The following is a 25,722-nucleotide window of genomic DNA, read 5'->3' on the forward strand; positions in this document are numbered from 1 at the left end:
CTCACCACATCGCGACCGGGGATTCGCCGATGCGGTACCAGCCCGGCAGCGGCTCGCCCGACATCGAGCGCTCGATGCGCGTGCGCATACCGGGGGTGAGCGCGTCGGCGGAGATCATCTCGCCGAACAGCGCCGCCACATTGCCGAAATCGAAGAAGTCGCGCTGCCAGGACCATTGGAAATCGCCGCCGTAGCGGAACCAGCTGCCACCGATCCCCGCCGGGCTGTACGGTCGGCCGTCGGGGCCAGTGGCGTCGCTGAGCTGCTTCCAGAAACCGATCACGCTGCCGCTGCGATCATCGACGACGAATTCCCGATAGGGATAGGTCCAGCCCTCGAGCCCCGACATCTCCTGGCCCAGGGCCAGTTCGCGGATCTCCGCGCGTCCGACGGCCATGAACTCCCGGGTGGGGCCGTAGTTCCAGCCGTAGCTGGCGTCCTCGGTGTACATCGTGGCCAGCGGACGCCAATCCCCCTGCGCCTCACAGCGTTTGTTCGCCTCGACCCACCGGCGCACCATCTCGTCGAGTTCGTCCCGATCGAATCCGCTCATCACTACTCCTCGACAATCGACAGGGCCTGGGTGGGGCAGTAGCGCACGGCGGTCCGGGCCGCCTCCAGCCGGTCCCCGGGGTCCGCCCGCAAGACCCGCACCGGCCCGCGCCTGGGCACCTCGAACAGCTCCGGCGCCTCGTCCTGGCAGACGGCGTGGCCCTGGCACAGCTCCCGATCCACGACGATGCGCATCAGCGATCTCCTTCCGACTCCGGCGAAACCTGTTCCCGCAGCGGCGCTTCCGGCTGCACCTCCACCAGCACCAGATGCGCGCCGCGCGGTGCGGACACCACCGAGAGGACGGCGGCGGCGATATCGGCGGCCCGCAGGAAGTACGGGTGGCGAGCGAAACCCCAGCGCACCCAGTCCTCGAGCAGCGGCCCGATCACCTCCGGCGCGGCGGTGGTGCCCATCCCGGTCCGCGTCTGCCCCGGCCGCACCACCGACGCGCGAACACCGGTGCCCTCCAGTTCCATTCGCAGCTGTCGGACCATCGCCTCCACGCCGACCTTGGCGGCGTTGTAGGCCCCGACGCCGGGGCGCGGGCGGTCGGCGCAGTCCGAGCCGATCACCACGAAATCACCGCGGCGGCGCTCGATCATTCCCGGCAGCACCCGATGCGCCAGCCGCTGCGCGCCCGCCAGATGCACGGCCAGCTGTTCCAGGAAGCGCACCGGATCCATCTCCCAGACGTTGCCGAATTCCAGATCGCCCGCTCCGGAGACGACCACTTCCATTGCGCCCAGCCGATTTTCGACAGCCGCCACGAACCGCGCCACCGACTCGCTGTCGGCCACATCCAGGCGATGGGCGAACGCCTCGCCGCCATCGGCACGAATCCTCTCCGCCAGCGATTCGCACATCTCGACCCGGCGGGCGCCGAGGGCGACCGGATGGCCCGCCTCGGCCAGCGCGAGTGCGGTGGCCGCGCCGATACCGGAGGAGGCCCCCGCGATCAGGGCGGGACGGCGGTCGGGATGCGGGGCGAATCTGGGCATCAGCGCACCTCGACTTCGATGGGCAGCCGCGCGAACCCGCGCACATTGGTCGAGTGCACGCGTTCGATGTCGTCGTGCGCGACCCGGTAGGACCGCACGCGGGAGACGAACTCCCGCAACGCGATCGCGGCCTCCAGCCGGGCCAGATGCGCGCCGAGGCAGAAATGCACGCCGCGCCCGAAACTCACCAGTCCGCCCTTGTCGGTGCGCTCGATGTCGTAGGTGTCCGGGTGCGCGAACACCTCCGCGTCGCGATTGGCCGACCCCACCAGCAGCAGCACCTTGTCCCCGGCCGGAATGGTGCCGCCGTGCAGTTCGATATCGACCGCGGCGGTGCGGGCCAGAATCTGGCTCGAGGTGTCGTAGCGCAGCGTCTCCTCCACCCAATCGCCGATCAGATCCGGATTCGCGGCCACCTTGGCGTACTGCGCGGGATACACCGCGGCCCAGTACAGGGCGTTGCCGAGCAGTTTCGTGGTGGTCTCGTTACCCGCGATCACCATGAGGAACAGGAAGCCGAGGATCTCGTCGTCGGACAGCTTGTCGCCGTCGATCTCGGCGTCCAGCAGCGCGGAGGTGAGGTCCGCGGTGCGGGTGCGGCGACGCCGAGCCAGCATCTCGGCGTAGTAGCCGACCAGTTCCAGCGACGCCTCCATGGCGGCGACCGGCACGTCCAAAATGCCGTCCTCACGGTGCACGACCAGATCAGCGAGCCGCCGGACCTCGGCGCGGTCGGACTCCGGCACGCCCATCAGCTCCGAGATGACATCCATCGGGAATTTGCCGCTGAACTCCTCGATCCAGTCGAATCGACCAAGGGCCAGTGCGGGTTCCAGATGCTGCAGCGTCAATTCCCCGATCCGGTGCGACATCTCGGTGACCCGCCGCGGCGTGAAACCCTTGTTGACCAGCTGCCGCATGCGCAGATGCCGGGGATCGTCCATGGCCAGGAACGACATCGTCCGATGCGCGTGCCGACCCCACGCGGCCGGATCCAGCGAGACCCCATTGGCACTCGACAGCCGCGCGCTGTCGCGGAATCCGGCGGTCACATCGGCATGCCGCGACAGGGCCCAGAACCCCAGGTCCGGATTGTGATAGAGCGGCGCCTCGGCGCGTAGCCGCCGATAGATGGGATAGGGGTCGGCGTGGAAGCCGTAGTCGTACGGGTCGAATGAGAACGAGTTCAGCCTACCGGAATCGGTCCCGGAAGACACTGAGCTGGACATGTGTCTGGACGGTACCACCACGCTGTACTTCTCGATAGAGATTCGGAACAAATCCCAGCGCGCAGGTCCGGCCGACCATCAAACTGAAACAAGTTATTGCGCGGTTGCCGAACTCCTACCTATAGTCCGTACACGTGTCCGGACAGCATGGGAGCTACCGATGAGCAGGCTCGTCACGACCGCTGGCTCACCGCTGTTGATCGGCGGGGCATTGGTCCCCGGCGGCGCGGGTGTCTTCGCCACGATCAACCCGGCGACCGAGGAGGTCCTCGGCCACGCCGCCAATGCCGATGCCAGCGATCTGGACGCGGCCGTCACCGCCGCCCGCACCGCCTTCGACGACACCGACTGGTCGCGCGATCCCGCCTTTCGCGCACACTGTCTGCGGCAGTTGCGCGAAGCCCTGCGCGAGCACCTCGAGGAACTGCGCGAGATCACCATCGCCGAGGCGGGCGCGCCGCGCATGCTGACCGGCGGGCCGCAACTCGAGGCCCCGATCGTCGATCTCGGCTACTTCGCCGATCTTGCCGAAAACTATTGCTGGGAAACCGATCTGGGCACCGCCGCGCCGATGGGCATCAAGTCCGGCCGCACGCTGCGTCGCGAACCCGTCGGCGTGCTCGGGGCGATCACCCCGTGGAATTTCCCGCATCAGATCAACCTCGCCAAACTGGGCCCGGCACTGGCCGCGGGCAATACCGTGGTGCTCAAGCCCGCTCCCGACACCCCATGGTGCGCGGCGCTGGTGGGTCGGATCATCGCCGAGCGGACCGACATCCCGGCGGGGGTAGTCAACGTGATCACCTCCGACGATCACGGCCTGGGCGCCCGGTTGGTGACCGATCCGCGGGTGGACATGATCTCCTTCACCGGCTCCACCGCCACGGGGCGGACCGTCATGGCCGGTGCCGCGGCGACGGTGAAGAAGGTCTTCCTGGAACTCGGCGGCAAATCGGCGTTCATCGTGCTCGACGACGCCGATATCGTCGCGGCGGTTCGCTACGCCGCCTTCTCGGTCTGCGTCCACGCCGGACAGGGCTGCGCGCTCACCACCCGGCTGCTGGTGCCGCGCGCGGCCTATCCGGATGCCGTGGCGGTCGCGGCCGCGACCATGACGGGCATCGTGCCCGGCGATCCCGGCGATCCCGGAACCGTCTGCGGCCCAGTGATTTCCGAGCGCCAGCGCGCCCGCGTGGAGCGCTATCTCGACATCGCCCGCGCCGAGGGCGGGCGGATCGTGACCGGCGGCGGCCGTCCGCCGCGCGAGCGCGGCTGGTTCGTCGAGCCCACCCTCATCGCCGATCTGCCCAACACTTCGACCGTCGCGCGGGAGGAGATCTTCGGTCCGGTGCTGGTCGTGATCCCACACGACGGCGACGACGATGCGATCCGCCTGGCCAACGACTCGCCCTACGGCCTGTCCGGCGCGGTGTGGGGTACCGATCCCGAGCGCATCCGGCGGGTCGTGCGGAGGGTTCGCACCGGCACGCTCAGCGTCAACGGCGGCCTGTGGTACTCGGCCGACGCCCCGTTCGGCGGCTACAAGCAATCCGGTATCGGGCGCGAGCTCGGCGTGGCCGGATTCGAGGAATACACCGAAACCAAGCTGATCGCGACCGCCGAATAGGAGTATCACCATGGCCCGCTTCACCGGACGATCCGCGATCGTCACCGGCGCCGCCCAGGGCATCGGCGCGGCCTATGCCCGAGCACTGGCCGCCGAGGGGGCGAGGGTCGTCGTGGCCGACCTGAATGCCGATCGCGGCGAACAGGTCGCGAACCAGATCGTGCGCGACGGCGGCACCGCCGTATTCCACCGCGTCGACGTGTCCGATCCCGAATCCGCGACGGCGCTGGCCGAATTCACCGTCGCCGAATTCGGCGGCATCGACCATCTGGTCAACAATGCCGCCATCTACGGCGAGATGAAACTCGATCTGCTGCTGACGGTCCCATGGGACTACTACAAGAAGTTCATGGGCGTGAACCTCGACGGCGCGCTGAATATGACCCGCGCGGTCTGGCAGCCCATGGCCCGCGGCGGCGGCTCGATCGTGAACCAGTCGTCCACGGCCGCCTGGCTGTACTCCGGCTTCTACGGCCTCGCCAAGGCCGGAATCAACGGGCTGACCCAGCAATTGGCCCACGAACTCGGCGGCTCGGGCATCCGGATCAATGCCATCGCACCCGGCCCGATCGATACCGAGGCCACCAAGACCGTCACGCCCGGCAGCATCGTGCGGAATATGGTGGCGCGACTTCCCCTGAAACGCATGGGAACTCCCGACGACCTGGTCGGCGCCTGCCTGTATCTGCTCTCCGACGAGGCGAGCTGGGTGACCGGGCACATTCTCAATGTCGACGGCGGACAGATCTTCCGGTCATGAGCGCCACCGTCGGATTCATCGGCCTGGGCAGTATGGGCGCGCCCATGGCGCAGCGACTGCTCGACCGGCCCGGCGGGCTGGTGGTCTGCGATACCCGGCCCGAGGTGCTCGAGCCGTTCGTCACGGCCGGGGCCGAGGCGGTGGACGCGGCGGCCGAGGTCGGTGCGCGCGCCGCGGTGATCTCGGTGGCCGTGGTGAACGATGCGCAGGTGCGCGCGGTCGTCGCCGAAATCCTGCGCACCGCGCGCCCGGGCACGGTGGTCGCGGTGCATTCGACCATCAGCGATGAGACGGCCCACGCGGCCGCGGCCGAATGCGTCGGGGCGGGCATCGAATTCGTCGACGCGCCGGTCAGCGGCGGCGCGCCCGGGGCGCAGCACGGCAAGCTCGCGGTGATGGTCGGCGGCAGCGCCGCGGCGTTCGAACGCGTACGAGAGCCGTTCGGCCATTTCGCGGATCTGATCGTGCACGCCGGACCCGTGGGCGCGGGCACGCGAATGAAGCTGGCGCGCAATCTGTTGCACTTCGTCAGCTTCACCGCGGCCGCCGAGGCGCAACGCCTGGCCGAGGCGGCCGGCTTGGATATCACCGCGCTGGGCGCGGTGGTGCGCCATTCCGATGCCGTGACCGGCGGACCGGGCGCGATCATGCTGCGCGACACCACCGCACCGGTCGCACCCGACGACTTCTGGTACTCGATCCTGGGCCACGTCCGCGATCTGGGCGAGAAGGATCTGTCGCTGGCCCTGGCCCTGGGCGAGCGGCTCGGCATCGAATTGCCCCTGGCCCGAATGGCTCTCGACGCACTGGGCACCGGCCTCGGGGTCGGTTCGGGCGATATCGCGAAGGAGCGGTCATGACCACCGAACGTCGGCAGCGCGGCCTGGCCAAGATGAGCGAGGTCTACGGCTGGACATTCGAGGACGGGCCGGGCGAGCACTTCGCCGTCACCGCCGATCACCTGTTCGCCGACATCTGGTCGCGCCCGGGTCTGTCGATCCGCGACCGCCGCCTGCTGCTGATCGGCGCGCTCACCGCACAGGGCCTGTTCGATATCGCCGAGATCCAGATCGGCGCGGCCCTGCACAACGAGGAACTGACCGAGGACCAGCTGCGCGAGATCGCGCTGTTCCTGTGCCACTACATCGGCTGGCCCGCCGGTACCAAACTCGACGGTGTGGTGGGAAAGGCTGTGGCACAGGCGAAGAAGAGGAGCAACGGATCATGACCGAAACCACCACGGTGCGCCCGCTGCGCGCGGACGCCGTCCCCGGCTGGGATCTCGAGGCCGACGTGGTGATCGCCGGATACGGGGTCGCGGGCGCCGCGGCCGCGATCGAGGCCGCCCGGGCCGGGGCCGAGGTGCTGGTGCTGGAGCGCACCGGCGGCTGGGGCGGTGCGGCCGCGCAGTCGGGTGGATTCATCTATTTGGGCGGCGGCACCGCGCTGCAGAAGGCGCTGGGCTTCGAGGACACCCCGGAGAACATGGAGAGGTTCCTGCTCGCCGCGCTCGGCCCCGGGGTGGACGAGGCCAAGATCCACGACTACTGCCAGGGCAGCGTCGAACATTTCGATTGGCTTGTCGCCCAAGGTGTTCCGTTCAAGGAGGAGTTCTGGGGCGAGCCCGGCTGGGAGCCACCGCACGACGAGGGACTGATGTACTCCGGCGGGGAGAACGCCGCACCGTTCCACACCATCGCCACGCCCGCGCCCCGGGGGCATCTGCCGCAGATGCAGAACAAGCGCACCGGTGAGAAGGGCGGCGGGTACATGCTGATGAAACCGCTCACCGACACCGCCGAAAAGCTGGGCGTGCGCGCCGAATACGACATCCGCATCCAGCGCCTGATCGTCGACGACACCGATCGGGTGGTCGGGGTGGTCGCCAAGCGCTACGGCAGGCCGCTGCACATCCGGGCTCGCCGCGGCGTCGTGCTGGCCACCGGCAGCTTCGCGTATCAGCGGCAGATGATCGAGAACTACGCACCCCGGCTGATCGGCCGCCCGGCCGCGGCCATCGAGGAACACGACGGCATCGGCATTCGCATCGCCCAGGCACTCGGCGCGGATCTGGCCCATATGGACGCCACCGAGGTCGCGTTCTTCGGCGATCCGCAAATGCTGGCCCGCGGCATTCTGGTCAACGGCCGGGGCCAGCGCTTTATCGCCGAGGACACCTATCCCGGTCGGATCGGCCAGGCCACCCTCATCCAGCAGGACAATGAGGCGTTCCTGATCCTCGATGAGGCCGCGCTCGAGCAGGCACTGACCACCGAGACCTCCACCCCGTTCTTCCGCCAGCCCCCGACCTGGGCCGCGGAGTCGGTCGAGGAGCTCGAGGGCGAGATGGGACTGCCCGCGGGGGCATTGCAGGCCACCGTCGATGTCTACAACCGGCACGCCGAGCGCGGACAGGATCCGCTGCTGGGCAAGAAAACCGAATGGGTGCGTCCGATCGGCACACCGGTCGCCGGATTCGATATGCGCGGCTTCACCGCCGGGTTCACCCTGGGCGGCCTGCGCACCGATCTCGACGCGCGCGTGTTGCACGTATCCGGCGAACCCATCGCCGGACTCTACGCGGCGGGCCGCTGCACCTCCGGTATCTGCGCCGGTGGCTATGCGAGCGGCTCCTCACTCGGCGACGGCAGCTTTTACGGCCGCCGGGCCGGGCGCGCCGCCGCGGGCAACTGAAAGGACCGGCATTTCCATGCGTTTCGGGATCGTCCTGTTCACCAGCGACCGTGGCATCACCCCGGCCGCGGCCGCCCGCGCCGCCGAGGAGCGCGGGTTCGCCTCGTTCTTCGTGCCCGAGCACACCCACATCCCGGTGAAGCGGGAGGCGGCGCATCCGGTGACCGGTGATGCCAGCCTGCCCGACGACCGCTATCTGCGCACCCTCGATCCGTGGGTGGCGCTGGGTACCGCGGCCGCCGTGACCGAGCGCATCGAATTGGCCACGGCGGTGGCACTTCCCACCGAGCACGATCCGATCACCCTCGCCAAGACCATCGCCACCCTGGATCACCTGTCCGGCGGCCGGGTCACCCTCGGCGCCGGATTCGGTTGGAATACCGACGAACTCGCCGACCACGGCATCCCAGGCGACCAGCGCCGCACCGCGCTGCGCGAATACCTGGCGGCCATGCGCGCGCTGTGGACGCAGGAGGAGGCGAGCTACGACGGCCGGTTCGTGCGGTTCGGCCCGAGCTGGGCCTGGCCCAAGCCGGTGCAGGCCCAACTGCCGGTGCTCATCGGAACCGCGGGCACCGAACAGGGTTTCCGCTGGATCGCCCGGCACGCCGACGGCTGGATCACCACCCCGTACGAACACGAACTGCTGCTGAAGCGGCTGGGCCTGCTGCAGGACAGCTGGCGGGCCGAGGGACGCGGCGGCGCGCCGCGGGTGGTGGCGCTGGACGGCAAGCCCGACCCGCGACGCCGCGCCGAGTGGGAGGCCGCGGGCGTCACCGACGCGCTGTACGGGCTGCCGGACAAGGCCGAGTCCGAGGTGCTGGCCTACCTCGATCGACTGGCGGTCAAGCTGGGCCTGGCCTGAATATTCTGTCCCCCTGTGCCTTCGACCATCGGAGAGTGAGCCGAGAACGTGCGTATCGCCCTGCTGTCCTACCGCAGCAAGACCCACTGTGGCGGACAGGGGGTCTACGTCCGGCACCTGAGCCGCGGACTGGCCGAACTGGGCCACGAGGTGGAAATCCTTTCCGGGCAACCGTATCCGGAACTGCTCGACCCCCGGGTGCGGCTCACCGAGGTGCCCAGCCTGGATCTGTACCGGGAGCCCGATCCGTTCCGCACCCCGCGACCGAGTGAGCTGCGCGACCGGATCGATCTGCTGGAGCTGGCCACCATGTGGACGGCCGGATTCCCGGAACCGCGCACCTTCAGCCTGCGCGCGGCGCGGCTGTTGCGCTCGCGCGCGGCCGATTTCGATGTCGTGCACGACAACCAGTGCCTCGGTTACGGCCTGCTCGACATCGCCCGCCACCTGCCGCTGGTCGCCACGATCCACCATCCGATCACCCGCGACCGCGCCCTCGATCTGGCCGCCGCGCCGTGGCGGCGCAAGCCGTTCGTGCGCCGCTGGTACGGCTTCCTCGGCATGCAGCGCCGGGTGGCCCGGCGCATTCCGGATCTGATCACCGTATCGGCCTCCTCGGCCGCCGATATCGCCGCCGACTTCGGCGTCACCGCCGAGCAACTGCGCGTGGTGCCGCTGGGCGTGGACACCGAACTGTTCCGGCCGCGCGGGCCGCGGGTGGCCGGGCGCATCGTCGCGGTCGCCAGCGCCGACAAGCCGCTCAAGGGCATCGGCAATCTACTGCGGGCGCTGGCCCGGCTGCGCACCGCCCACGAGGTGGAGCTGCGGCTGGTCGCGCGGCTGGAACCGCAGGGGCCGACGGCCAAACTCATCGCCGAACTCGGCCTGTCCGATATCGTCAGCGTCGCGGGCGGGCTGTCCGATCGCGACCTCGCCGAGCTGCTGGCCTCGGCGGAGTTGGCCTGCATTCCCTCACTGTACGAGGGCTTTTCGCTGCCCGCGGTGGAGGCGCTCGCCAGTGGTACGCCGCTGGTTGCCAGCCGTGCGGGAGCGCTGCCGGAGGTGGCCGGGGAGTGCGCCGAACTGGTCCGGCCCGGCGATATCGACGAATTGACCGCGGCCATCGGCGCCCTGCTGAATTCCCCGCGCCGGCGCGCGGCGCTGAGCGAGGCGGGGCGTACCCGCGCGCTGGCGGTCTACAGCTGGGCGGCCGTCGCGGCGCAGACGGTCGCGGTCTACGAGCGGGCCATCGCCCGGACGTCCGGACAGCACCACGAGGAGGCGAACGCATGCTGACCGTCGATTTCGACCGCCTGGGTATCCGGCCCGGCACCCGGGTCATCGATGTGGGCTGCGGGCAGGGCCGCCACTCGTTCGAGGCGTACCGGCGCGGCGCGGATATCGTCGCCTTCGATCAGAACGCCGACGATCTGGGCGAGGTGAAGGTCATGTTCGGCGCGCTGGCCGAGGCGGGCGAGGCTCCCGCATCCGCGCGCGCCGAGACGATTCAGGGCGATGCGCTCGCGCTGCCGTTCGACGACGGGGAGTTCGACGTGATCATCGCCTCGGAGATTCTCGAGCACATTCCCGACGACGAGCGGGCCATCGACGAGCTGGCGCGGGTGCTCAAACCCGGTGGGGCGCTGGCGGTCACGGTGCCGCGCTGGTTGCCCGAGCGGATCTGCTGGCTGCTGTCGGATCAATATCACGCCAACGAGGGCGGGCACGTGCGCGTCTATCGCGCGGACGAGTTGCGCGCCAAGGTGACCGCGCGGCGGCTGCGCTTCGTCCACGCCGAGCACGCACATGCCCTGCACTCGCCCTACTGGTGGTTGAAATGCCTGGTGGGCGTAGACGATTCCGAGCACATCGCGGTGCGCGCCTACCACCGGCTGCTGGTGTGGGACATGATGCGGGCGCCGCGGCTGACCCGGATCGCCGAAGCCACTCTGAATCCGATCATCGGCAAGAGCGTCGCGCTCTACTTCACCAAACCGGCGGTGCGTCGTGGCGGTTGCTGAACTACCGTCGGTGCCCGGCATCGTCACCGGCAGGCAGTGCCTGCGAACGGCCGAATCCATCGCGGCGGCACAGGAATCCGACGGAGCCATCCCGTGGTTCACCGGCGGCCACACCGATCCGTGGGATCACGTCGAGTGCGCGATGGCGCTGACCGCCACCGGCCTGCTCACCGACGCCCGCGCCGCCTATGCCTGGTCGGCACGCACCCAGCGCGCGGATGGTTCGTGGCCGCTGCAATTCCGGTCCGGCGCGATCGAGAACGCCGATACCGACACCAACTTCTGCGCCTATCTCGCCACCGGCGTCTGGCACTATCTGTGCTGCACCGGCGACCGCGCCTTCGCCGCCGAGCTGTGGCCGACCGTGCGCGCGGCCGTCGATTACGTGCTGTCGCTACAGGGTGCGGGCGGCGAAATATTCTGGCTGCGAAACGGTTCCGGCATCGTGCCCGAGGCCCTGCTCACCGGCTGCTCGAGCATGTTCCACAGCATTCGCGCCGCCCTGGCGCTGGCCGAATTCCTCGGCGACCCGCAACCGGAATGGGAGGTCGCGGCCCTGCGCCTCGGCCACGCCATCCGGTATCACCCGGAGGTCTTCACGGCCAAGGACCGCTATTCGATGGATTGGTACTACCCGGTGCTGTGCGGCGCCTATCGCGGCGATGCGGCGGCGGCCCGGATCGCCGGGCGCTGGGGCGATTTCGTCGTCGGCGAGATCGGCATCCGCTGTGTCGACGACCGGCCCTGGGTGACCGGTGCGGAAACCTGCGAGCTGGCGCTGGCCCTGGACGCCGTCGGTGAGCGCGGGCGGGCGCGCGGGCTGCTCGCCGCCATGCAGCATCTGCGCGCGGACGATGGATCCTATTGGACCGGGCTGGTCTTCGCCGATGGTAAGCACTGGCCCGAGGAGCGAACGACCTGGACCGGGGCCGCGATGATCCTGGCCGCCGACGCCCTGTCGCGCACCTCCGGCGGCAGCGGCATCTTCCGGGATCTCGCCGCGACCGCCGATATCGCCACCGGCCTCGCCTGCGACTGCGTCACGGCGTGAGGTCGCCGCCGCAGCCGGTGCGGCGCTCCAGCACGCGCAGCGATCCGGTGCTCGAGACCTCGCGGAAGTTGTGGCTGTCCAGAGCTTTCCGATAGATCTGATACGGAGCCCGGCCGCCGTCGCGGGGATCGGGAAATACATCGTGAATGACCAGCGCTCCCCCGCCCGCCACCCAGTGCGCCCAGCTGTCGTAATCGCGCTGGGCCGCCTCCTCGGTATGGCCGCCGTCGATGAACAGCAGTTGGATCGGCGCCCGCCAGATGCGGGCGACTGTCGCCGAGGCGCCGACGACGCCGACCACCGTATCGGTGAGCCCGGCCCGCACGATCGTGCGCCGGAAGGCCGCGACGGTATCGAATCGCCCGGTCTCCGGGTCGACCAGCGAGGCGTCGTGATACTCCCAGCCCGGCTGATGTTCCTCGGAACCGTGATGGTGGTCGACGGTATAGACGACCGCCCCGGATCGGCGCGCCGCCGCACCCAGATAGATCGCCGACTTTCCGCAGTAGGTGCCGATTTCCACAATTGCGCCCCCGCCGCCGTAACGCAGCGCCGCCTCGTACAGTGCCCGCCCTTCCTCGGGTGGCATGAACCCCGTCGCGCGCTCGGCATGGGCGAACAATGCGGCCGTATCCTCGGAAATGTCCGAATCGGCACGAGTCACAATGAAACCTTTCCCGTCGACCTCGTTTCGCGGCGTTTCCAGTTGCTCTCGAGGCCCGGCGATAGTAGCATCCAGACACGTGTCCGATCCCATTTCCAGCGAGACCGTCGCGGTGAATTTGGAGGCCACTCGCCGCCGCCTCACCGAGAAGCAGGCCGATACGGTCGATCGGCTCACCCGGGCCGCGCTGGAGGTGCTCGCGCGCGAGGGCTTCGCCGGATTGACGGTGCGCATGGTGGCCGCGGCCGCGGGCGTCGGAACGGCCACCGCCTACACCTACTTCTCCTCGAAGGAACACCTGGTCGCCGAGGTCTTCTGGCGTCGCCTGGCCGCGACGACGCCGCCGGTCGTCACCGCCGCCGACCGCACCGGACGGGTGGTCGCGGTACTGCGCCAGATCGCCATGCTGGTCGCCGACGAACCCGCGCTCGCCGGGGCGGTGACCAGCGCCCTGCTCGGCACCGATCCCGATGTCGCCCATCTGCGCATCCGCATCGGCACCGAGATCCGCCGCCGGTTGATCGATGCGCTCGGCCCCGACGCCGATCCGGATATCGTGGAAACACTCGAATTGCTCTACGCGGGCGCACTGGTGCGCGCGGGCGTCGGCTACGCGTCCTATGCCGAAATTGCCGACCGGCTCGAGAAATCGGCCCTCCAGGTGCTGCGTAATTAACTGCGCCCTTGTCGCGACGCGCCGCACGTAGTACCGTCCAGACAGGTGTCCAGCACGACTGGACGCGGTACTGCGGGAGGATTTCCGATGACATCGGTCGAGCCGCGACAGGTCTCCGGGGGCGAGCACGAATACGGCCATCTCGAGGAGTTCCGCACCGATCCGATCGCCCTCATGAACCGAGTGCGCGCCGAATGCGGTGACGTCGGCTCCTTCCGCCTGGCCGATCGCGACGTAATCCTGCTGACCGGGGCCGAGGCCAACGAATTCTTCTTCCGCGCGGCCGACGAGGAGCTGGATCAGAGCGCGGCCTATCCGTTCATGAAACCGATCTTCGGCGCGGGCGTGGTGTTCGATGCCAGTCCGGAGCGCCGCAAGGAGATGCTGCACAATCAGGCGCTGCGCGGGGAACATATGCGCGGACATGCGGAAACCATTGCGCGCGAGGTGGATCGGATGCTCGCCCGCTGGGGCGACGCGGGCGAGATCGACCTGCTGGAGTTCTTCGCCGAGTTGACCATCTACACCTCCTCGGCCTGTCTGATCGGCGTGAAGTTCCGCGACGAACTCGACGCCCGGTTCGCGCGGCTGTACCACGAGCTCGAACGCGGCACCGACGCGCTGTGCTACGTCGATCCCTACGCACCCATCGAGAGCTTCCGCCGTCGCGACGCCGCCCGCGGCGAGCTGGTGCGGCTGGTGCGGGAGATCATGGACCGGCGCATCGCCGATCCCCCTGCGCGCCGGGCGGATCGGGACATGCTCGACGTGCTGGTGTCCATCCGCGACGAGCACGACGTGCCGCGCTTCTCGGCGAGCGAGATCACCGGCATCTTCATCTCGATGATGTTCGCCGGGCACCACACCACCTCGGGCACCGCGGCCTGGACCATCATCGAATTGCTGCGCCACCCCGAAATACTGACGCGGGTGATCGCCGAGCTGGACGAGCGCTACGCCGATGGGCAGGACGTGAGTTTCCATGCGCTGCGCCGGATTCCGCATCTGGAGGCGGTGCTCAAGGAAACGCTGCGGCTGCATCCGCCGCTGATCGTTCTCATGCGGGTGGCGCGTGCCGAGTTCGAGGTGTGCGGAAACCGCATCGCCCCGGGCGATCTGGTGGCGACCAGCCCGGCGGTGTCGAATCGCATCGCCGCCGACTTCCCGGATCCGGACCGCTTCGATCCGGGCCGCTACCTCGACCCGAATCAGCAGGATCTGCTCAACCGCTGGACCTGGATTCCCTTCGGCGCGGGGCGGCACCGCTGCGTCGGCGCGGCCTTCGCCCTCATGCAGCTGAAGGCCATCTTCTCGATTTTGTTGCGGGACTGGGAATTCGAGCTGGCGCAGCCGGCCGGCAGCTACCGCAACGACCACTCCAAGATGGTGGTCCAGTTGCAGCAGCCGTGTGCGGTGCGCTACCGCCGCCGGAGATAGTTACAGCACGGATTCGATGGCCGAGACCACCGCCGGATCCTTGGGCTCGGTACGCGGCCGGAACCGGGCGACGACCTTGCCGTCCCGGTCGACGAGGAACTTCTCGAAGTTCCACTGGATGGCACCGGCCTCGCCCTCCGCGTCGACGGTCCGCACCAGCTCCCGATACAGCGGATGCCGTCCGTCGCCGTTCACCTCGACCTTCTCCAGCAACGGGAAGTCCACGCCGTAGGTGGTCGAGCAGAACTGCTGGATCTCCTCGGCCGAGCCCGGCTCCTGACCCATGAACTGGTTGCACGGCACGCCGATCACGCTGAAACCGCGCGGGCCATAGGTCTGCTGCAGTTCGACCAGGCCGGTGTACTGCGGGGTGAGGCCGCATTTGGAGGCCACGTTGACCACCAGCAGCACCTTGTCCCCGGCCAGGTCGGCGAGGGTGGTGGACTCGTCGGAAAGGGTGCGTACGGGAATGTCGCGAATGCTCACGATCGCGATCATAGGACGATCACGGCTCCCGCCCCGGTTGTGCGATCTTACGAATATCCGGGAAGTGAAACGTGTTCTACATCTACCACCGGGCGATGGACCGTCGCGGCGAAGCTCGCATCTTCACCAAGATTAGAACTTGTTCTACAGTGAATCCGGGATCACTTCGAGGATGAGGTAGCGAGTATGACCGACCGCAGCGTGGACACCAGCGAGGCCGATTACATCGTCGTGGGCGCGGGCAGCGCCGGTGCCACCGTCGCGGGGCGGCTGGTCGAGCGCGGTGCGCGCGTCATCCTGATCGAGGCGGGGCGCAAGGACGACTCCCGGCTGGTGACCGTGCCCGGCATGATCACCATGGTCCATACGGTCCCGCAGCTGAAGCGGCGGGTGACCTGGAAACAGTTCTCGGTCCCGCAGAAGCACGCCAACGATCGGCTGATCCCGATGACCCGCGGCAAGGTGCTCGGCGGGTCCAGCTCGGTCAACGGCATGCTGTTCGTGCGCGGCAACCGGGCCAACTTCGACTCCTGGGCGGCGGAGGGCTGCACCGGCTGGAGCTATGCCGACGTACTACCGGCCTATAGGCGCCTGGAGAACTGGGAGGGCGGGGCCAGCGAATTGCGCGGCGCCGGTGGGCCGATCGAGGTGACCCGCCAGCGCGAGCTCACCCCGATCGCCGAGCAGTTCATGACGGCCGCGGCCGAGACCCTCGGGGTGCCGACCATCGCCGACTACAACGGCGAATCCCAGGAGGGCATAAGCGTCTTCCAACAGAGCGTGCGGGACGGGTTGCGCTACAGCTCTTCTCGCGGCTTCATCACCAATCGGCCGAATTCCGGGCTGAAGGTGGTCACGGGCGCGCACGTGGCGCGAGTCGTCATCGAGAACGGGCGGGCGACCGGGGTCGAGGTGATCGAGAAGTCGGGGCGGCGGATCATCCGCGCGGCACGGGAGGTCGTGGTGTCGGCGGGTGTGATCGGTTCGGCGCAGCTCCTCATGCTGTCGGGGGTGGGCCCGGCCGGGCAGCTGCGCGAGCTGGGGATCGATGTGCACACCGACCTGCCGGTCGGCCAGAATCTGCACGATCACCTGTTCGTGCCGATGACGTTCCTGTCCCGCAAGGCCGTACACCGCGGCATCCCTTCGCATTTCGCGGCGGGACTGCTGCGCGAGCTGGCCCGGCCGGGCGGGTCCTGGTTCGGCCGCACCGTCTTCGAGGCGGTCGGCTTCGTGAAAACCTCTTTCGCCCAGGGCATTCCGGATATGCAGATCCACACGCTGCCGTGGAACTATCCGGTGCCCAACCAGGACGAGGACAAGCTGCACATGGTCGACCGGCGCGCGGGCTTCACCATCTTCCCCACGCTCATCTATCCCCGCAGCCGCGGCGAACTGCGCCTGGCCTCGGCCGATCCGCTCGACTGCCCGCTGATCGATCCGGGCTACCTGTCCGATCCGGCCGATACCGAATTCCTCGTCGAGGGCATCCGGATGATCCGCGAAATCATGGCGAACAAGTCCATCGCGGGCGATATCACCGAGGAATTCACCCCGGGTCCCGCCTACCGCGACGAGACCAACCTGCGCCGGGAACTGCCCAACCGCGTGCATTCGGTCTACCACCCCGTCGGCACCTGCCGAATGGGCGTCGACGAGCGGGCGGTCGTCGACCCGCAATTGCGCGTGCGCGGCATCGAGGGCCTGCGGGTCGCCGACGCCTCGATCATGCCGAGCATCACCGGCGGCAATACCAATGCGCCGTGCTACATGATCGGGGAGAAGGCCGCGGAGTTCATCACCGCCGCCGGGTAGGCCACAGCCGTCCTTCTCTTCCCGGGGCGTCGGCCCCCACGCCCGGCGGCCCGGGAGTTTCACCCCCTGTTCCCGGCAAGCCCGGATATCCCCTGTTCCCGGCACACCCGGATGCCCCCTGTTCCCGGCACACCCGGATGCCCCCTGTTCCCGGCACACCCGGATGCCCCCTGTTCCCGGCACACCCGGATATCCCCTGTTCCCGGCACGCTTTTCGCCGGGAACAAATCGGGGGGATTGCGCGTTGAATGAGCTGTCGCTAACGTAGGCGATGTTCTTCGACTTGTGGACGCAGGTGACAAGGTCCCGCCCACAGGTTCTTCATCCGGTCGCTCGGGTAGTTGCACTCGTTACCGGTACGACCCGGATCTCTCGCCCGCGGCATGCGCCGCACTCACGGCATTCGCCGTACCCACGAAATTTCCCGGAGGGGGAAACACCATGAAAGACAATACAATCCAACAGGAAACCGGTACGGCGACCGCCGTCGCCGGAATCCTCGACATCACCGACAACCACGCCGCGCTGCGCACCGACGGCTATCTACCCGGTCCGGACGACGCGCATGTGCCGATGCGGTTGATCCGCGACTACGGCCTGCGCCGCGGCGATTCCGTCGCCGGTGCCATCGGTCCCAGACGCGACGGGGTGCGGTTCGCCCCGCTGATCCGGGTCGACACCGTCAACGGCCTGTCCCCCGAACAGGCCCGCAAGCGCCCGCATTTCGCCGATTTGACCCCGATCTACCCGCGTGAGCGACTGCGCCTGGAGACCGAACCGCACGAACTGACCACGCGCATCACCGATCTCGTGATGCCGATCGGCAAGGGTCAGCGCGCGCTCGTCGTCGCACCGCCCAAGGCGGGCAAAACCTCGGTGCTGCAATCGATCGCGCACGGCATCGCCAAGAACCACCCCGAATGCCAGCTGATGCTGGTGCTGGTCGGCGAGCGCCCCGAGGAGGTCACCGACCTGACCCGGGCCGTCCCCGCCGATATCGCCGCCGCCACCTTCGACCGCCCGCCGCGCGACCACGTCGCGGTCGCCGAGCTGGCCGTCGAACATGCCAAACGCCTGGCCGAAATGGGCCGCGACGTGGTCGTACTGCTGGACTCGCTGACCCGCCTGGCCCGCGCCTACAACCTGGCCACCCCGGCCTCCGGCCGCATCCTGTCCGGCGGTGTGGACGCCGCCGCGCTGGCCCCGCCCAAGAAATTCCTCGGCGCCGCACGCAATTTCGAGAACGGCGGTTCGCTCACCATCATCGCCTCCGCGCTGGTGGAGACGGGCTCGGTGGCCGACAACGTGATCTTCGAGGAGTACAAGGGCACCGGCAATGCCGAGCTCAAACTCGATCGCGGCATCGCCGACCATCGCATCTTCCCGGCCGTCGACGTCGGCCGCTCCAGCACCCGCCGCGACGAACTGCTGCTCGACCCCGCGGAGCTGGCCGCGGTGGAGTCCATGCGACGCACGCTGGCGGGCCGTGAACCGCAGCAGGCCCTCGAGCTGCTGCTGACCGGTCTGCGCGGCACCGGGACCAACGCGGAATTCCTGCACAACATCCGCTCCGCGAGCCGATGATCTCTGCGTCCGGTTCCTCCCGTTACTCTGGTCCGGTGGTCGGCACCGAGTAGACCGTGCCGATCTGGCTCGATCTGGAGGTTTTCGTGAGACTGCCGGTCCAATCGACTCGTGGTTCTCTGTGACCGGGCGGGAGGAGATGCTGCGCCGGGTGCGTGACGCCCTGAAGGCGCTGCCCGACGACGAGCGCACGGTCACCCTCGGCCGCCATCGGCGCCCCAACCCCGAGCTGGACCCGCAGGCCCGCGCCGAACTGGTCGACATGTTCGCCGAACGCGTGAAAAACGATGGCGCTCAGGTCGTCCGGGTTTCCGAGGACGGTATCGCCGAGGCCGTCACCGAGGCGCTGACCACCCAGGACATCGGCTCGGTGGTGGCACCGGAGGGGCTGCCACTGGACTGGCTCACCGCCTGGGCGGAGGCGGACGGCCATCGGGTCGTGGCCGATCATCCACTGGTCGGCGACACTCCCGACGCCGTGGTGACCGGATGCGCGGGCGCGGTCGTCGAGCCCGCGACCGTCGTCCTGGACGGCGGTCCCGGCCAGGGCCGGGCCTCGATGCTGGCCCCCGGCTGTCATATCTGCGTGGTGCGCGCCGCACAGGTCGAACCCGCACTGCCCGACGTCCTCGACAAACTCGATTCCCGCCGCCCGATCACCTGGTTCCGTGGACCGTCGGCCGCTCCGGACGACGAACTCGTTCCGGTCCCGACCGGACAGGGCCCGCGGCATCTGGTCATCGTCATCGTGGAGTGACCGCAAGCGCTCGTTAAGTCCTCGGCAAGCGCCCCGGGGCATCGTTGCCGTACATCGGACGATGCCCGTCTACGAGGGGTGGCGGGCTCGTCCGATCCCCCGCCGTTGTCACCTTGTGATCATGGTCTCCGGCGTGTCCGGCGGTCTCGAGGAATGATGGTGATAAGTGCGCCGAGGAGATTGTGAGCGACGATGGAAACCGTGGTCGTCTTCGTACTGGCCTGCCTGCTCTACTGGTGGGGTCTGCTCTAGTCCGACCGGCCGTCCCGGCAACGACCGCGCGCCCCGGCCGGATCGGCCGGGGCGCAACGGCTTTCGATTTTCAGTCGATACCGACCAACTCGTCCGTACCCGCCGACTCCGGATCGGCCGCGGTCGGTCGGGCGTTGCGCATCAGCAGGACCGCCAGCACCGTCGCGGCGAGCGCGCCCACCGCGCCGACCGTGAAGGCGGCCGACATTCCGGAGGTGAAGGCCTCCCGTGCCGCCGCGATGATCCCACCGTCGCCGGTGCCCAACGCACCCGCGATGGACTCCCGGGCGGCCGCGGGCACCGAGCCCGGCATCTCGTCGGAATAGGTACCGGCCAGGATCGCGCCCAGCACCGCCACGCCCAGCGCACCACCGGTCTGCTGCAGGGTGTCGTTGAGCGCCGAACCAACACCGGCGTGCTCGGTGGGCACGGCACTCATCAGGGCCCCGATGGCCGCGGGCATGGCCAGGCCGCCGCCCGCGCCGAGCAGGGCCATCGCCAGGGCGGGCAGCCAGAAGCCCGCATCCGAATCGAGCAGGGCCAGCACCGCGAACCCGGCCGCCACGACCACCAGTCCGCCGATCACGACCGGCTTGGGGCCGAACCGGCCCACCAGGATGGAGCCGATCGCATTGGCGGCCAGCAGTGCCACCGCCATCGGCGTGAAGGCCAGGGCCGTGGACATCGGCGAATAGCCCAGCACGAACTGCAGATACTGGGTGAGCACCAGCACCAGGCCGCCGTTGGCGAAGGTGACCAGCACCAGCGAGAAGCTGGATCCGGTGAAGGTCCGGTCGCGGAACAGCCCCAGCGGAATCATCGGCGAATCGGTCATCAGCTCGCGAATCACGAAGCCGCCCAGTGCGAGTGCCGCAACCATCAGGGCGAACGGCGTGCCGCCGCCGGTCCAGCCGTGCAGCGGGACCGAGATGATGGCCCACACCAGCGCGGTCACACCCACGACCGACAGTGCGGTGCCCGGGTAGTCCGGCTTGCGCCAGGGCGCCCTCGACTCCGGCATCAGCGCCAGCGCGGCCACGATGGCCACCGCCGCGACGGGCACGTTCATCAGGAATACCGAACCCCACCAGAAGTGGTCGAGCAGCACACCGCCGACCACGGGCCCGCCCACCATGCCGAGGGTCGCGACCGAACCCCAGGCCGCGATGGCCTTGGGCCGCTCGGCATCGTCGAACACGGTGATCAGGATGGACAGCGTGCTGGGCATGATGAGCACCCCGCCGATCCCCATCAGCACCCGCCCCGCGATCAGCAGTTCCGGACTGTTCGCATACGCCGCCAGCAGCGAGGCCGCGCCGAATACCGCCAGGCCGACGACCATCACCAGCCGCCTGCCGAATCGGTCGGACAGGCTGCCGGAGGTCAGCAGCAGGCCCGCGAACACCAGCAGATAGGCGTCGATGATCCATTGGATCTGCTGCGCGTCGGCGCCGATATCGGTCGCGATCTGCGGGATCGCCACCGTCAGCACCATATTGTCGACCACCAGCACCAGCGAGCTGAGGCACAGCACGATCAGGATGAGCCAGCGGCGCGGATTGCGCGCTGTAGCGATCTCGTCCATCGGAAAACCTTTCCCTCTTCCCTCCGCACACTGTGCGGTCCTGTCGAACACCGTACGATACAAGTACACTGTGCGCAATAGGTACATCGTTCTACAGGTCGAACAATGTGCGGACGATTCGGTTATGCTGGCCCGCAGAGCGAGAGGAGACCGCGATGGCAGCGAAAACACAGGAGATTGCGTCGGTCTGGACCCGACCCCAGCGACCCCGTCGCGATACCCCCAACCTGAGCCGCGAGCACATCGTGGCCGAGGCGATCGCCCTCCTGGACGAGGAGGGCATGACGGCGTTGAGCATGCGCAAGCTCGGCGCACGCCTGGGCGCCGGGGCCACCTCGCTGTACACCCACGTGGCCAACAAGGACGAATTGATCGAGTTGGTCGCCGACCAGATATTCGGCGAACTGACCACGCCCGACCCCGAGCATCCGGACGGCTGGCGGGCGGCCATGCTCGCCCTCGCCCGGGACCTGCGCGCGACGATTCTGCGACACCCCTGGCTGGCGGCGATCCTGGGCGAAGTGGGGCTGCTGTACCTGGGGCCCAACATGATGCGGTTGAACGAGGCCGCCCTCACCGTGCTCGAGGAGTCCGGATTCGATACGGACACAGCCGATCACGCGCTGACCGTACTGTTCTCCTTCGTCCTCGGCGTCGCCGTCGTCGAGGCGGCCACGCAGGTGGCGGTGCGCCGCAGCGGACTGTCCGAGCAGGAGTGGATCACCAAGCTGTGGCCCGCGGCGGAGGCCGCCTCCCGTGACTATCCGCGCATCCACAAGCTCTATACCCGACAGTCACCGACGGATGTCGTATCCTCCGCCGACCAATTGTTCGTTCACCGAGTGGGCCTGATCCTCGACGGCCTCGCCCCGAAAGACCAGGGCTAGGCGCGACAGACGAAAGGCCCGCACCGGAACACGGTGCGGGCCTTCGCATTCGATTTGTTACTTGTCGGCGTCCAAACCGGCGCGCACGCCCTCCTCGATGCGCTTGCCGATCTCCGGATCGATGTTCTTCCAGTACTCGAACACCCGGCTCAGCACCGGCTCGCGCACGCCGCCGAGCACATGGCCGACGACATTGCTCACCAGGCGGTCGCGCTGGGCGTCGTCCAACACCTCGCGCACCAGCGTGCCGGGCTGGGCCCAGTCGCTGTCCTCCCGGTGCTGGATGTACCCGGCGCGCACCATCTCCGGCTCGAAGCCACCCCAGGTCGCCTCGTCGGGCGCCTTCGACGGATCGGCGTGTGGGCCGCCGTAGGAGTTCGGCGCGTAGACCGGCACGTCGGGTGCGTTGAAGTCGTAGCGCATCGCGCCTTCCTTGGAGTAGGTGTTCACCTCCGCGGCGCGCGCCCGGTTCGGCGGCAGCTGGGCGTAGTTGGTGCCGATGCGGTAGCGGTGCGCGTCGGCGTAGGCGAAGACGCGGCCCAGCAGCATCTTGTCCGGCGAGAAGCCGATGCCCGGAACGACATTCGACGGCTCTAACGCGGCCTGTTCGATCTCCACGAAGTAGTTGCGCGGGTTGCGGTTGAGCGTCCAGCGACCCACCTCGATCAGCGGGTAGTCCTTCTTCGACCAGACCTTGGTGAGATCGAAGGGGTTGAACCGGTAGGTCGCGGCCTCGGCCACGGGCATCACCTGGACGTAGACCGTCCAGCTCGGGAAGTCAGCGCGCTCGATGGCGTCCCACAGATCGCGGCGGTGGTAGTCGGCATCCGCACCGGCGATTCGGTCGGCCTCGGCCTGGGTCAGGAAGTCCTGGCCCTGATCGGTCCGGAAGTGGTACTTCACCCAGAAGCGCTCGCCCTGGGCGTTGATCCACTGGTAGGTGTGCGAACCGTAGCCGTTCATGTGGCGGTAGGTCTTCGGAATACCGCGATCACCCATCAGCCAGGTCACCTGGTGGGCGGTCTCCGGGCGCAGCGTCCAGAAGTCCCACTGCATGTTGTGATCGCGAAGTCCGTTGCCGGGCAGCCGCTTCTGCGAGCGGATGAAGTCGGGGAACTTGATCGGGTCCTTGATGAAGAACACCGGGGTGTTGTTGCCGACCAGGTCGTAGTTGCCGTCCTCGGTGTAGAACTTCACCGCGAAGCCGCGCGGATCGCGCCAGGTGTCCGGGCTGCCCTGCTCACCGGCGACGGTCGAGAAGCGCACCAGCGATTCGGTCCGCGCACCCGGCTGGAACAGCTTGGCCTTGGTGAAGCGGCTGACATCGTTGGTCACGATCAGCTCGCCGTACGCGCCCGCACCCTTCGCGTGCACGATCCGCTCCGGCACCCGCTCCCGGTTGAACTGGGCCAGCTTCTCGATGAGGTAGTGGTCGTGCAGCAGGATCGGGCCCTCGGTGCCCGCGGTCAGCGACTCGTTGTCGCTGGCGACCGGCGTACCGGTGTTGGTAGTGGTCGGCTTGGTCATAGATGCCTCCTCGTACTCGCCGCACGGCTTCGCCGGGGCTCCGGGATATTGGGCTGCCCGGACGGAATGGGAATGGCAACCGTCAGCTATCGATCGTCCGACGGCAATCAGGGCACAGACCCCAGTACACAACCTCGGCCTCGTCGACGACGAATCCGTGCGCGTCCGACGGGTCGAGGCAGGGAGCCCGGCCCACGGCACAGTCCACGTCCACGACCGTGCCGCAGTTCCTGCACACCAGGTGGTGGTGATTGTCGCCGGTCCGCGCCTCGTACAGCGCCGAGGAAGAGGAACCGGCCGGTTCGATGCGCCGCAGCAGTCCGGCGTTCACACAGGCGCGCAGCACGTCGTAGACGGCCTGCGTGGACACCGAGCCCAACTGCGCACGCACCGCGGCGGCTACCCGATCGGCATCCGAATGCGGTTGCGCGGCAACCGCGTCCAGCACCGCCAGCCGCGGGGCCGTAACCCGCAGACCGGCCGCGCGCAGTCGCTCGCGCGGATCGAAGTGGTCGGTGTGCATGACTCCAGTGTGCCCTTTTTCTGGAATAAGTCAAGAAAAGACCATGGGTCATGTTAGCGACCCAGGTCACAGCCGAGACCGTGGAATAGATCCCGCACCCCTCCCGTTGAACCCCAGTGCCGACGCCGGGACAGCCCCGGGCCGCACCCTTCGTCGCTACGAGCGACCACTCGCCGAGAGGCGCATGTTGGGCGTCGGCACCGCAGCCGCGGGGCCCCATGCCTCCGCGCTCGGACCGACGCCGCCAGGGCAGAACCTGGCGGCGTTCGTGCATTTCGGACCGCCCTGGCGTGTTGGGCGGGATCCACCTCGGATGTGATTAGCCTGCAAGACATGCGCCGCATCCTCGGGTGGGTTTCCGGCATGACCGCTGCTGTGCTCGTCGCGGGCGGGCTCGCGGCCGGACCGGCACATTCCCAGGACGAGACGCACTGCGCGGTCACCTCGGATCGCCAGCTCCAGCGCGCCACCCCGGCGGCGGTCGGCTTCGACGCGGACCGACTGGCCGCCGCGCTGACCTTCGCCGCAGAGCGCAATCGGTTCAATGTGCAGGTCTTCCGGCACAACTGCCTGGTCGGCGAGGGGCCGACCAATGCCCAGACCGGCAATATCGCCTGGAACGTCTGGAGCGTCACCAAGAGCGTGGTCGCCCTCGTCGCCGGAATCGCCTGGGACAGGGGCCTTCTCGACCTCTCCGCCCCGATCGACCGCTATCTGCCGGAGGGCCTCGGCGATGCCGCACATCGGTCGATCACGGTGGAGAATCTGCTCACCGAGACCTCCGGGCTGCGGATCGGAGCCCTGACCGAGGGCCTGACGGCGGTCATCCCGGTCGATCCGAACAGCGCCGTACAGGCGTTGGGCGTGCCGTTCGACCATCTGCCCGGCACCGAATTCACCTACAGCCAGCGCAATGTGGACCTGCTCACCTATGTCGTGGAGCTGGCCGTCGGCGAGCCGTTCCAGCGGTTCGCGCAGCGCGAGCTGTTCGAACCCCTGGGTATCGCCCGCACCGACTACTACTGGGCCCGCGACCGCTCCGGGCATACCTACGGCTACGCCCATCTGCTGATTCCCCCGAACGATCTGTCCCGCCTGGCCCTGCTGGCGAGCAACGACGGCCGCTGGGGTGAGCGGCAGCTCGTATCGAGCGAGTACCTGGCCATGGCGCGCCGTCCCACCGCGACCAATCCCTGCTACGGCTATCTGTTCTGGGTCGGGGCGGGCTGTGTGGAGATGCCCGCGTTCCTGCCGCGCGACACCTTCCTGATGTCCGGACTGGGATTGCAGAACGCCTTCATGATTCCGGGCTGGGACCTGACCGTGGTGTGGACGGGAGTCTTCGGCAACCGAACCGCGAAGGGCGCCACCGGCATTCTGCAGACCACCGACGAACTGTCCTGGGAGTTCTTCCGGCGCCTGGTGGCCGCCATGCGGCAGCCACCGGTCCCCGACCCCGGACCCTATCTGGAGCAGCCGACCCAGATCGATCCCCGCGACTACATCGATCCCGATATCGTCGCGGCCATCTTCGGCCTCGGCCCGGCCGCCTACCCGGGCTGTAATGTGTTCTCCTGCTTGAAGACCCCGCTCGCGGCCCCGTTCAGCGACACCCCGCCCGGTTGCTTGATCGTGGTGTGCCTGGGACCCGATCCGCGTACCCCGGGCATCCGTTAGCCGGACGGCGTCGGCGCTTCAGCGGAACACCTGATGCGAATCCTCGCGGGCG

The 25,722-nt window shown here is 68.5% G+C and carries 24 protein-coding genes and 1 pseudogene; 16 read left to right on the plus strand and 9 right to left on the minus strand.

What is annotated here, in order from left to right; genetic code table 11:
- Position 1: 1 nt before the first annotated feature.
- The 4 genes from NDR87_RS06435 to NDR87_RS06450 are packed head-to-tail and all read right to left on the minus strand — an operon-like array spanning position 2 to position 2,782.
- Complete coding sequence (locus NDR87_RS06435) at positions 2 to 553, minus strand: nuclear transport factor 2 family protein (RefSeq protein ID WP_251909682.1); 552 nt, start codon at positions 551 to 553, stop codon at positions 2 to 4.
- 2 nt (positions 554 to 555) lie between these two features.
- A complete protein-coding gene (locus NDR87_RS06440; RefSeq protein WP_251909680.1) occupies positions 556 to 747 on the minus strand; it encodes a ferredoxin in 192 nt (63 codons plus the stop codon).
- Complete coding sequence (locus NDR87_RS06445) at positions 747 to 1,553, minus strand: SDR family oxidoreductase (RefSeq protein ID WP_251909678.1); 807 nt, start codon at positions 1,551 to 1,553, stop codon at positions 747 to 749. The genes NDR87_RS06440 and NDR87_RS06445 overlap by 1 nt, the downstream gene beginning before the upstream one ends.
- Entirely contained in the window at positions 1,553 to 2,782 is a 1,230-nt protein-coding gene (locus NDR87_RS06450) for a cytochrome P450 (RefSeq protein ID WP_251909677.1), read from the minus strand. Before NDR87_RS06450 ends, NDR87_RS06445 begins: the two co-directional genes overlap by 1 nt.
- A 160-nt stretch (positions 2,783 to 2,942) precedes the next feature.
- On the opposite strand from NDR87_RS06450, the gene NDR87_RS06455 reads away from it, so the two are divergent.
- The 9 genes from NDR87_RS06455 to NDR87_RS06495 are packed head-to-tail and all read left to right on the plus strand — an operon-like array spanning position 2,943 to position 11,800.
- Positions 2,943 to 4,409, plus strand: coding sequence for an aldehyde dehydrogenase (locus NDR87_RS06455; RefSeq protein ID WP_251909675.1), 1,467 nt, complete (start codon positions 2,943 to 2,945; stop codon positions 4,407 to 4,409).
- A 10-nt stretch (positions 4,410 to 4,419) separates the two neighbouring features.
- A complete protein-coding gene (locus NDR87_RS06460) occupies positions 4,420 to 5,169 on the plus strand; it encodes an SDR family oxidoreductase (protein ID WP_251909673.1) in 750 nt (249 codons plus the stop codon).
- Positions 5,166 to 6,029 (plus strand): NAD(P)-dependent oxidoreductase, encoded by an 864-nt coding sequence (locus NDR87_RS06465; protein WP_251909671.1) that lies wholly within the window; start codon positions 5,166 to 5,168, stop codon positions 6,027 to 6,029. The genes NDR87_RS06460 and NDR87_RS06465 overlap by 4 nt, the downstream gene beginning before the upstream one ends.
- Positions 6,026 to 6,397: a carboxymuconolactone decarboxylase family protein gene (locus NDR87_RS06470; protein WP_251909670.1), complete on the plus strand. Its 372-nt coding sequence runs from the start codon at positions 6,026 to 6,028 to the stop codon at positions 6,395 to 6,397. Before NDR87_RS06465 ends, NDR87_RS06470 begins: the two co-directional genes overlap by 4 nt.
- On the plus strand, positions 6,394 to 7,863 hold the full coding sequence (locus NDR87_RS06475) for an FAD-dependent oxidoreductase (RefSeq protein ID WP_251909668.1): 1,470 nt from the start codon (positions 6,394 to 6,396) through the stop codon (positions 7,861 to 7,863). Before NDR87_RS06470 ends, NDR87_RS06475 begins: the two co-directional genes overlap by 4 nt.
- Positions 7,864 to 7,879: 16 nt before the next feature.
- Positions 7,880 to 8,728: an LLM class F420-dependent oxidoreductase gene (locus NDR87_RS06480; protein ID WP_251909666.1), complete on the plus strand. Its 849-nt coding sequence runs from the start codon at positions 7,880 to 7,882 to the stop codon at positions 8,726 to 8,728.
- Positions 8,729 to 8,776: 48 nt separating this feature from the next.
- Complete coding sequence (locus tag NDR87_RS06485; RefSeq protein ID WP_251909665.1) at positions 8,777 to 10,024, plus strand: glycosyltransferase family 4 protein; 1,248 nt, start codon at positions 8,777 to 8,779, stop codon at positions 10,022 to 10,024.
- Positions 10,018 to 10,749, plus strand: coding sequence for a class I SAM-dependent methyltransferase (locus NDR87_RS06490; protein WP_251909663.1), 732 nt, complete (start codon positions 10,018 to 10,020; stop codon positions 10,747 to 10,749). The genes NDR87_RS06485 and NDR87_RS06490 overlap by 7 nt, the downstream gene beginning before the upstream one ends.
- Positions 10,736 to 11,800 carry a prenyltransferase gene (locus NDR87_RS06495; protein WP_251909662.1) on the plus strand — a complete coding sequence of 355 codons (1,065 nt, stop codon included), beginning with the start codon at positions 10,736 to 10,738 and terminating at the stop codon, positions 11,798 to 11,800. Before NDR87_RS06490 ends, NDR87_RS06495 begins: the two co-directional genes overlap by 14 nt.
- Here the strand turns inward: NDR87_RS06495 and NDR87_RS06500 are convergent.
- Positions 11,790 to 12,464, minus strand: a complete 675-nt coding sequence (locus tag NDR87_RS06500; RefSeq protein WP_251909660.1) for a class I SAM-dependent methyltransferase — start codon at positions 12,462 to 12,464, stop codon at positions 11,790 to 11,792. The two genes, NDR87_RS06495 and NDR87_RS06500, sit on opposite strands and share 11 nt — an antisense overlap.
- Positions 12,465 to 12,576: 112 nt before the next feature.
- Here NDR87_RS06500 and NDR87_RS06505 point away from each other — a divergent pair, with 112 nt between their 5' ends.
- The gene (locus NDR87_RS06505) at positions 12,577 to 13,140 is read left to right on the plus strand and encodes a TetR family transcriptional regulator (RefSeq protein WP_251910184.1); all 564 of its coding nucleotides are present in this window, start codon (positions 12,577 to 12,579) and stop codon (positions 13,138 to 13,140) included.
- An 87-nt stretch (positions 13,141 to 13,227) separates the two neighbouring features.
- Positions 13,228 to 14,577 (plus strand): cytochrome P450, encoded by a 1,350-nt coding sequence (locus tag NDR87_RS06510; protein WP_251909659.1) that lies wholly within the window; start codon positions 13,228 to 13,230, stop codon positions 14,575 to 14,577.
- Here NDR87_RS06510 and NDR87_RS06515 read toward each other — a convergent pair whose 3' ends face one another.
- Complete coding sequence (locus NDR87_RS06515) at positions 14,578 to 15,066, minus strand: glutathione peroxidase (protein ID WP_308212058.1); 489 nt, start codon at positions 15,064 to 15,066, stop codon at positions 14,578 to 14,580.
- Positions 15,067 to 15,249: 183 nt separating this feature from the next.
- Here NDR87_RS06515 and NDR87_RS06520 point away from each other — a divergent pair, with 183 nt between their 5' ends.
- The 3 genes and pseudogenes from NDR87_RS06520 (at position 15,250) to NDR87_RS06530 (ending at position 19,219) form a co-directional block, all read left to right on the plus strand.
- Positions 15,250 to 16,878 (plus strand): GMC family oxidoreductase, encoded by a 1,629-nt coding sequence (locus NDR87_RS06520; RefSeq protein WP_251909656.1) that lies wholly within the window; start codon positions 15,250 to 15,252, stop codon positions 16,876 to 16,878.
- A 465-nt stretch (positions 16,879 to 17,343) separates the two neighbouring features.
- Positions 17,344 to 18,462: pseudogene (locus tag NDR87_RS06525) on the plus strand (transcription termination factor Rho, short form); the annotation flags it as partial.
- 121 nt (positions 18,463 to 18,583) lie between these two features.
- Positions 18,584 to 19,219: an LUD domain-containing protein gene (locus NDR87_RS06530; protein WP_251909654.1), complete on the plus strand. Its 636-nt coding sequence runs from the start codon at positions 18,584 to 18,586 to the stop codon at positions 19,217 to 19,219.
- A gap of 322 nt (positions 19,220 to 19,541) precedes the next feature.
- Here NDR87_RS06530 and NDR87_RS06535 read toward each other — a convergent pair whose 3' ends face one another.
- Positions 19,542 to 21,056 carry an MFS transporter gene (locus NDR87_RS06535; protein WP_251909652.1) on the minus strand — a complete coding sequence of 505 codons (1,515 nt, stop codon included), beginning with the start codon at positions 21,054 to 21,056 and terminating at the stop codon, positions 19,542 to 19,544.
- Positions 21,057 to 21,211: 155 nt separating this feature from the next.
- Here NDR87_RS06535 and NDR87_RS06540 point away from each other — a divergent pair, with 155 nt between their 5' ends.
- The gene (locus NDR87_RS06540; RefSeq protein WP_251909650.1) at positions 21,212 to 21,943 is read left to right on the plus strand and encodes a TetR/AcrR family transcriptional regulator; all 732 of its coding nucleotides are present in this window, start codon (positions 21,212 to 21,214) and stop codon (positions 21,941 to 21,943) included.
- Between the two features lie 57 nt (positions 21,944 to 22,000).
- Here NDR87_RS06540 and NDR87_RS06545 read toward each other — a convergent pair whose 3' ends face one another.
- Entirely contained in the window at positions 22,001 to 23,470 is a 1,470-nt protein-coding gene (locus tag NDR87_RS06545) for a catalase (protein ID WP_251909649.1), read from the minus strand.
- Positions 23,471 to 23,552: 82 nt separating this feature from the next.
- Positions 23,553 to 23,993, minus strand: a complete 441-nt coding sequence (locus NDR87_RS06550; RefSeq protein WP_251909648.1) for a Fur family transcriptional regulator — start codon at positions 23,991 to 23,993, stop codon at positions 23,553 to 23,555.
- 333 nt (positions 23,994 to 24,326) lie between these two features.
- Here NDR87_RS06550 and NDR87_RS06555 point away from each other — a divergent pair, with 333 nt between their 5' ends.
- On the plus strand, positions 24,327 to 25,670 hold the full coding sequence (locus tag NDR87_RS06555; RefSeq protein ID WP_251909646.1) for a serine hydrolase: 1,344 nt from the start codon (positions 24,327 to 24,329) through the stop codon (positions 25,668 to 25,670).
- Positions 25,671 to 25,722: the final 52 nt, after the last annotated feature.

This window comes from Nocardia sp. CDC159 (genome assembly GCF_023740735.1).
Lineage (GTDB): Bacteria > Actinomycetota > Actinomycetes > Mycobacteriales > Mycobacteriaceae > Nocardia > Nocardia pulmonis.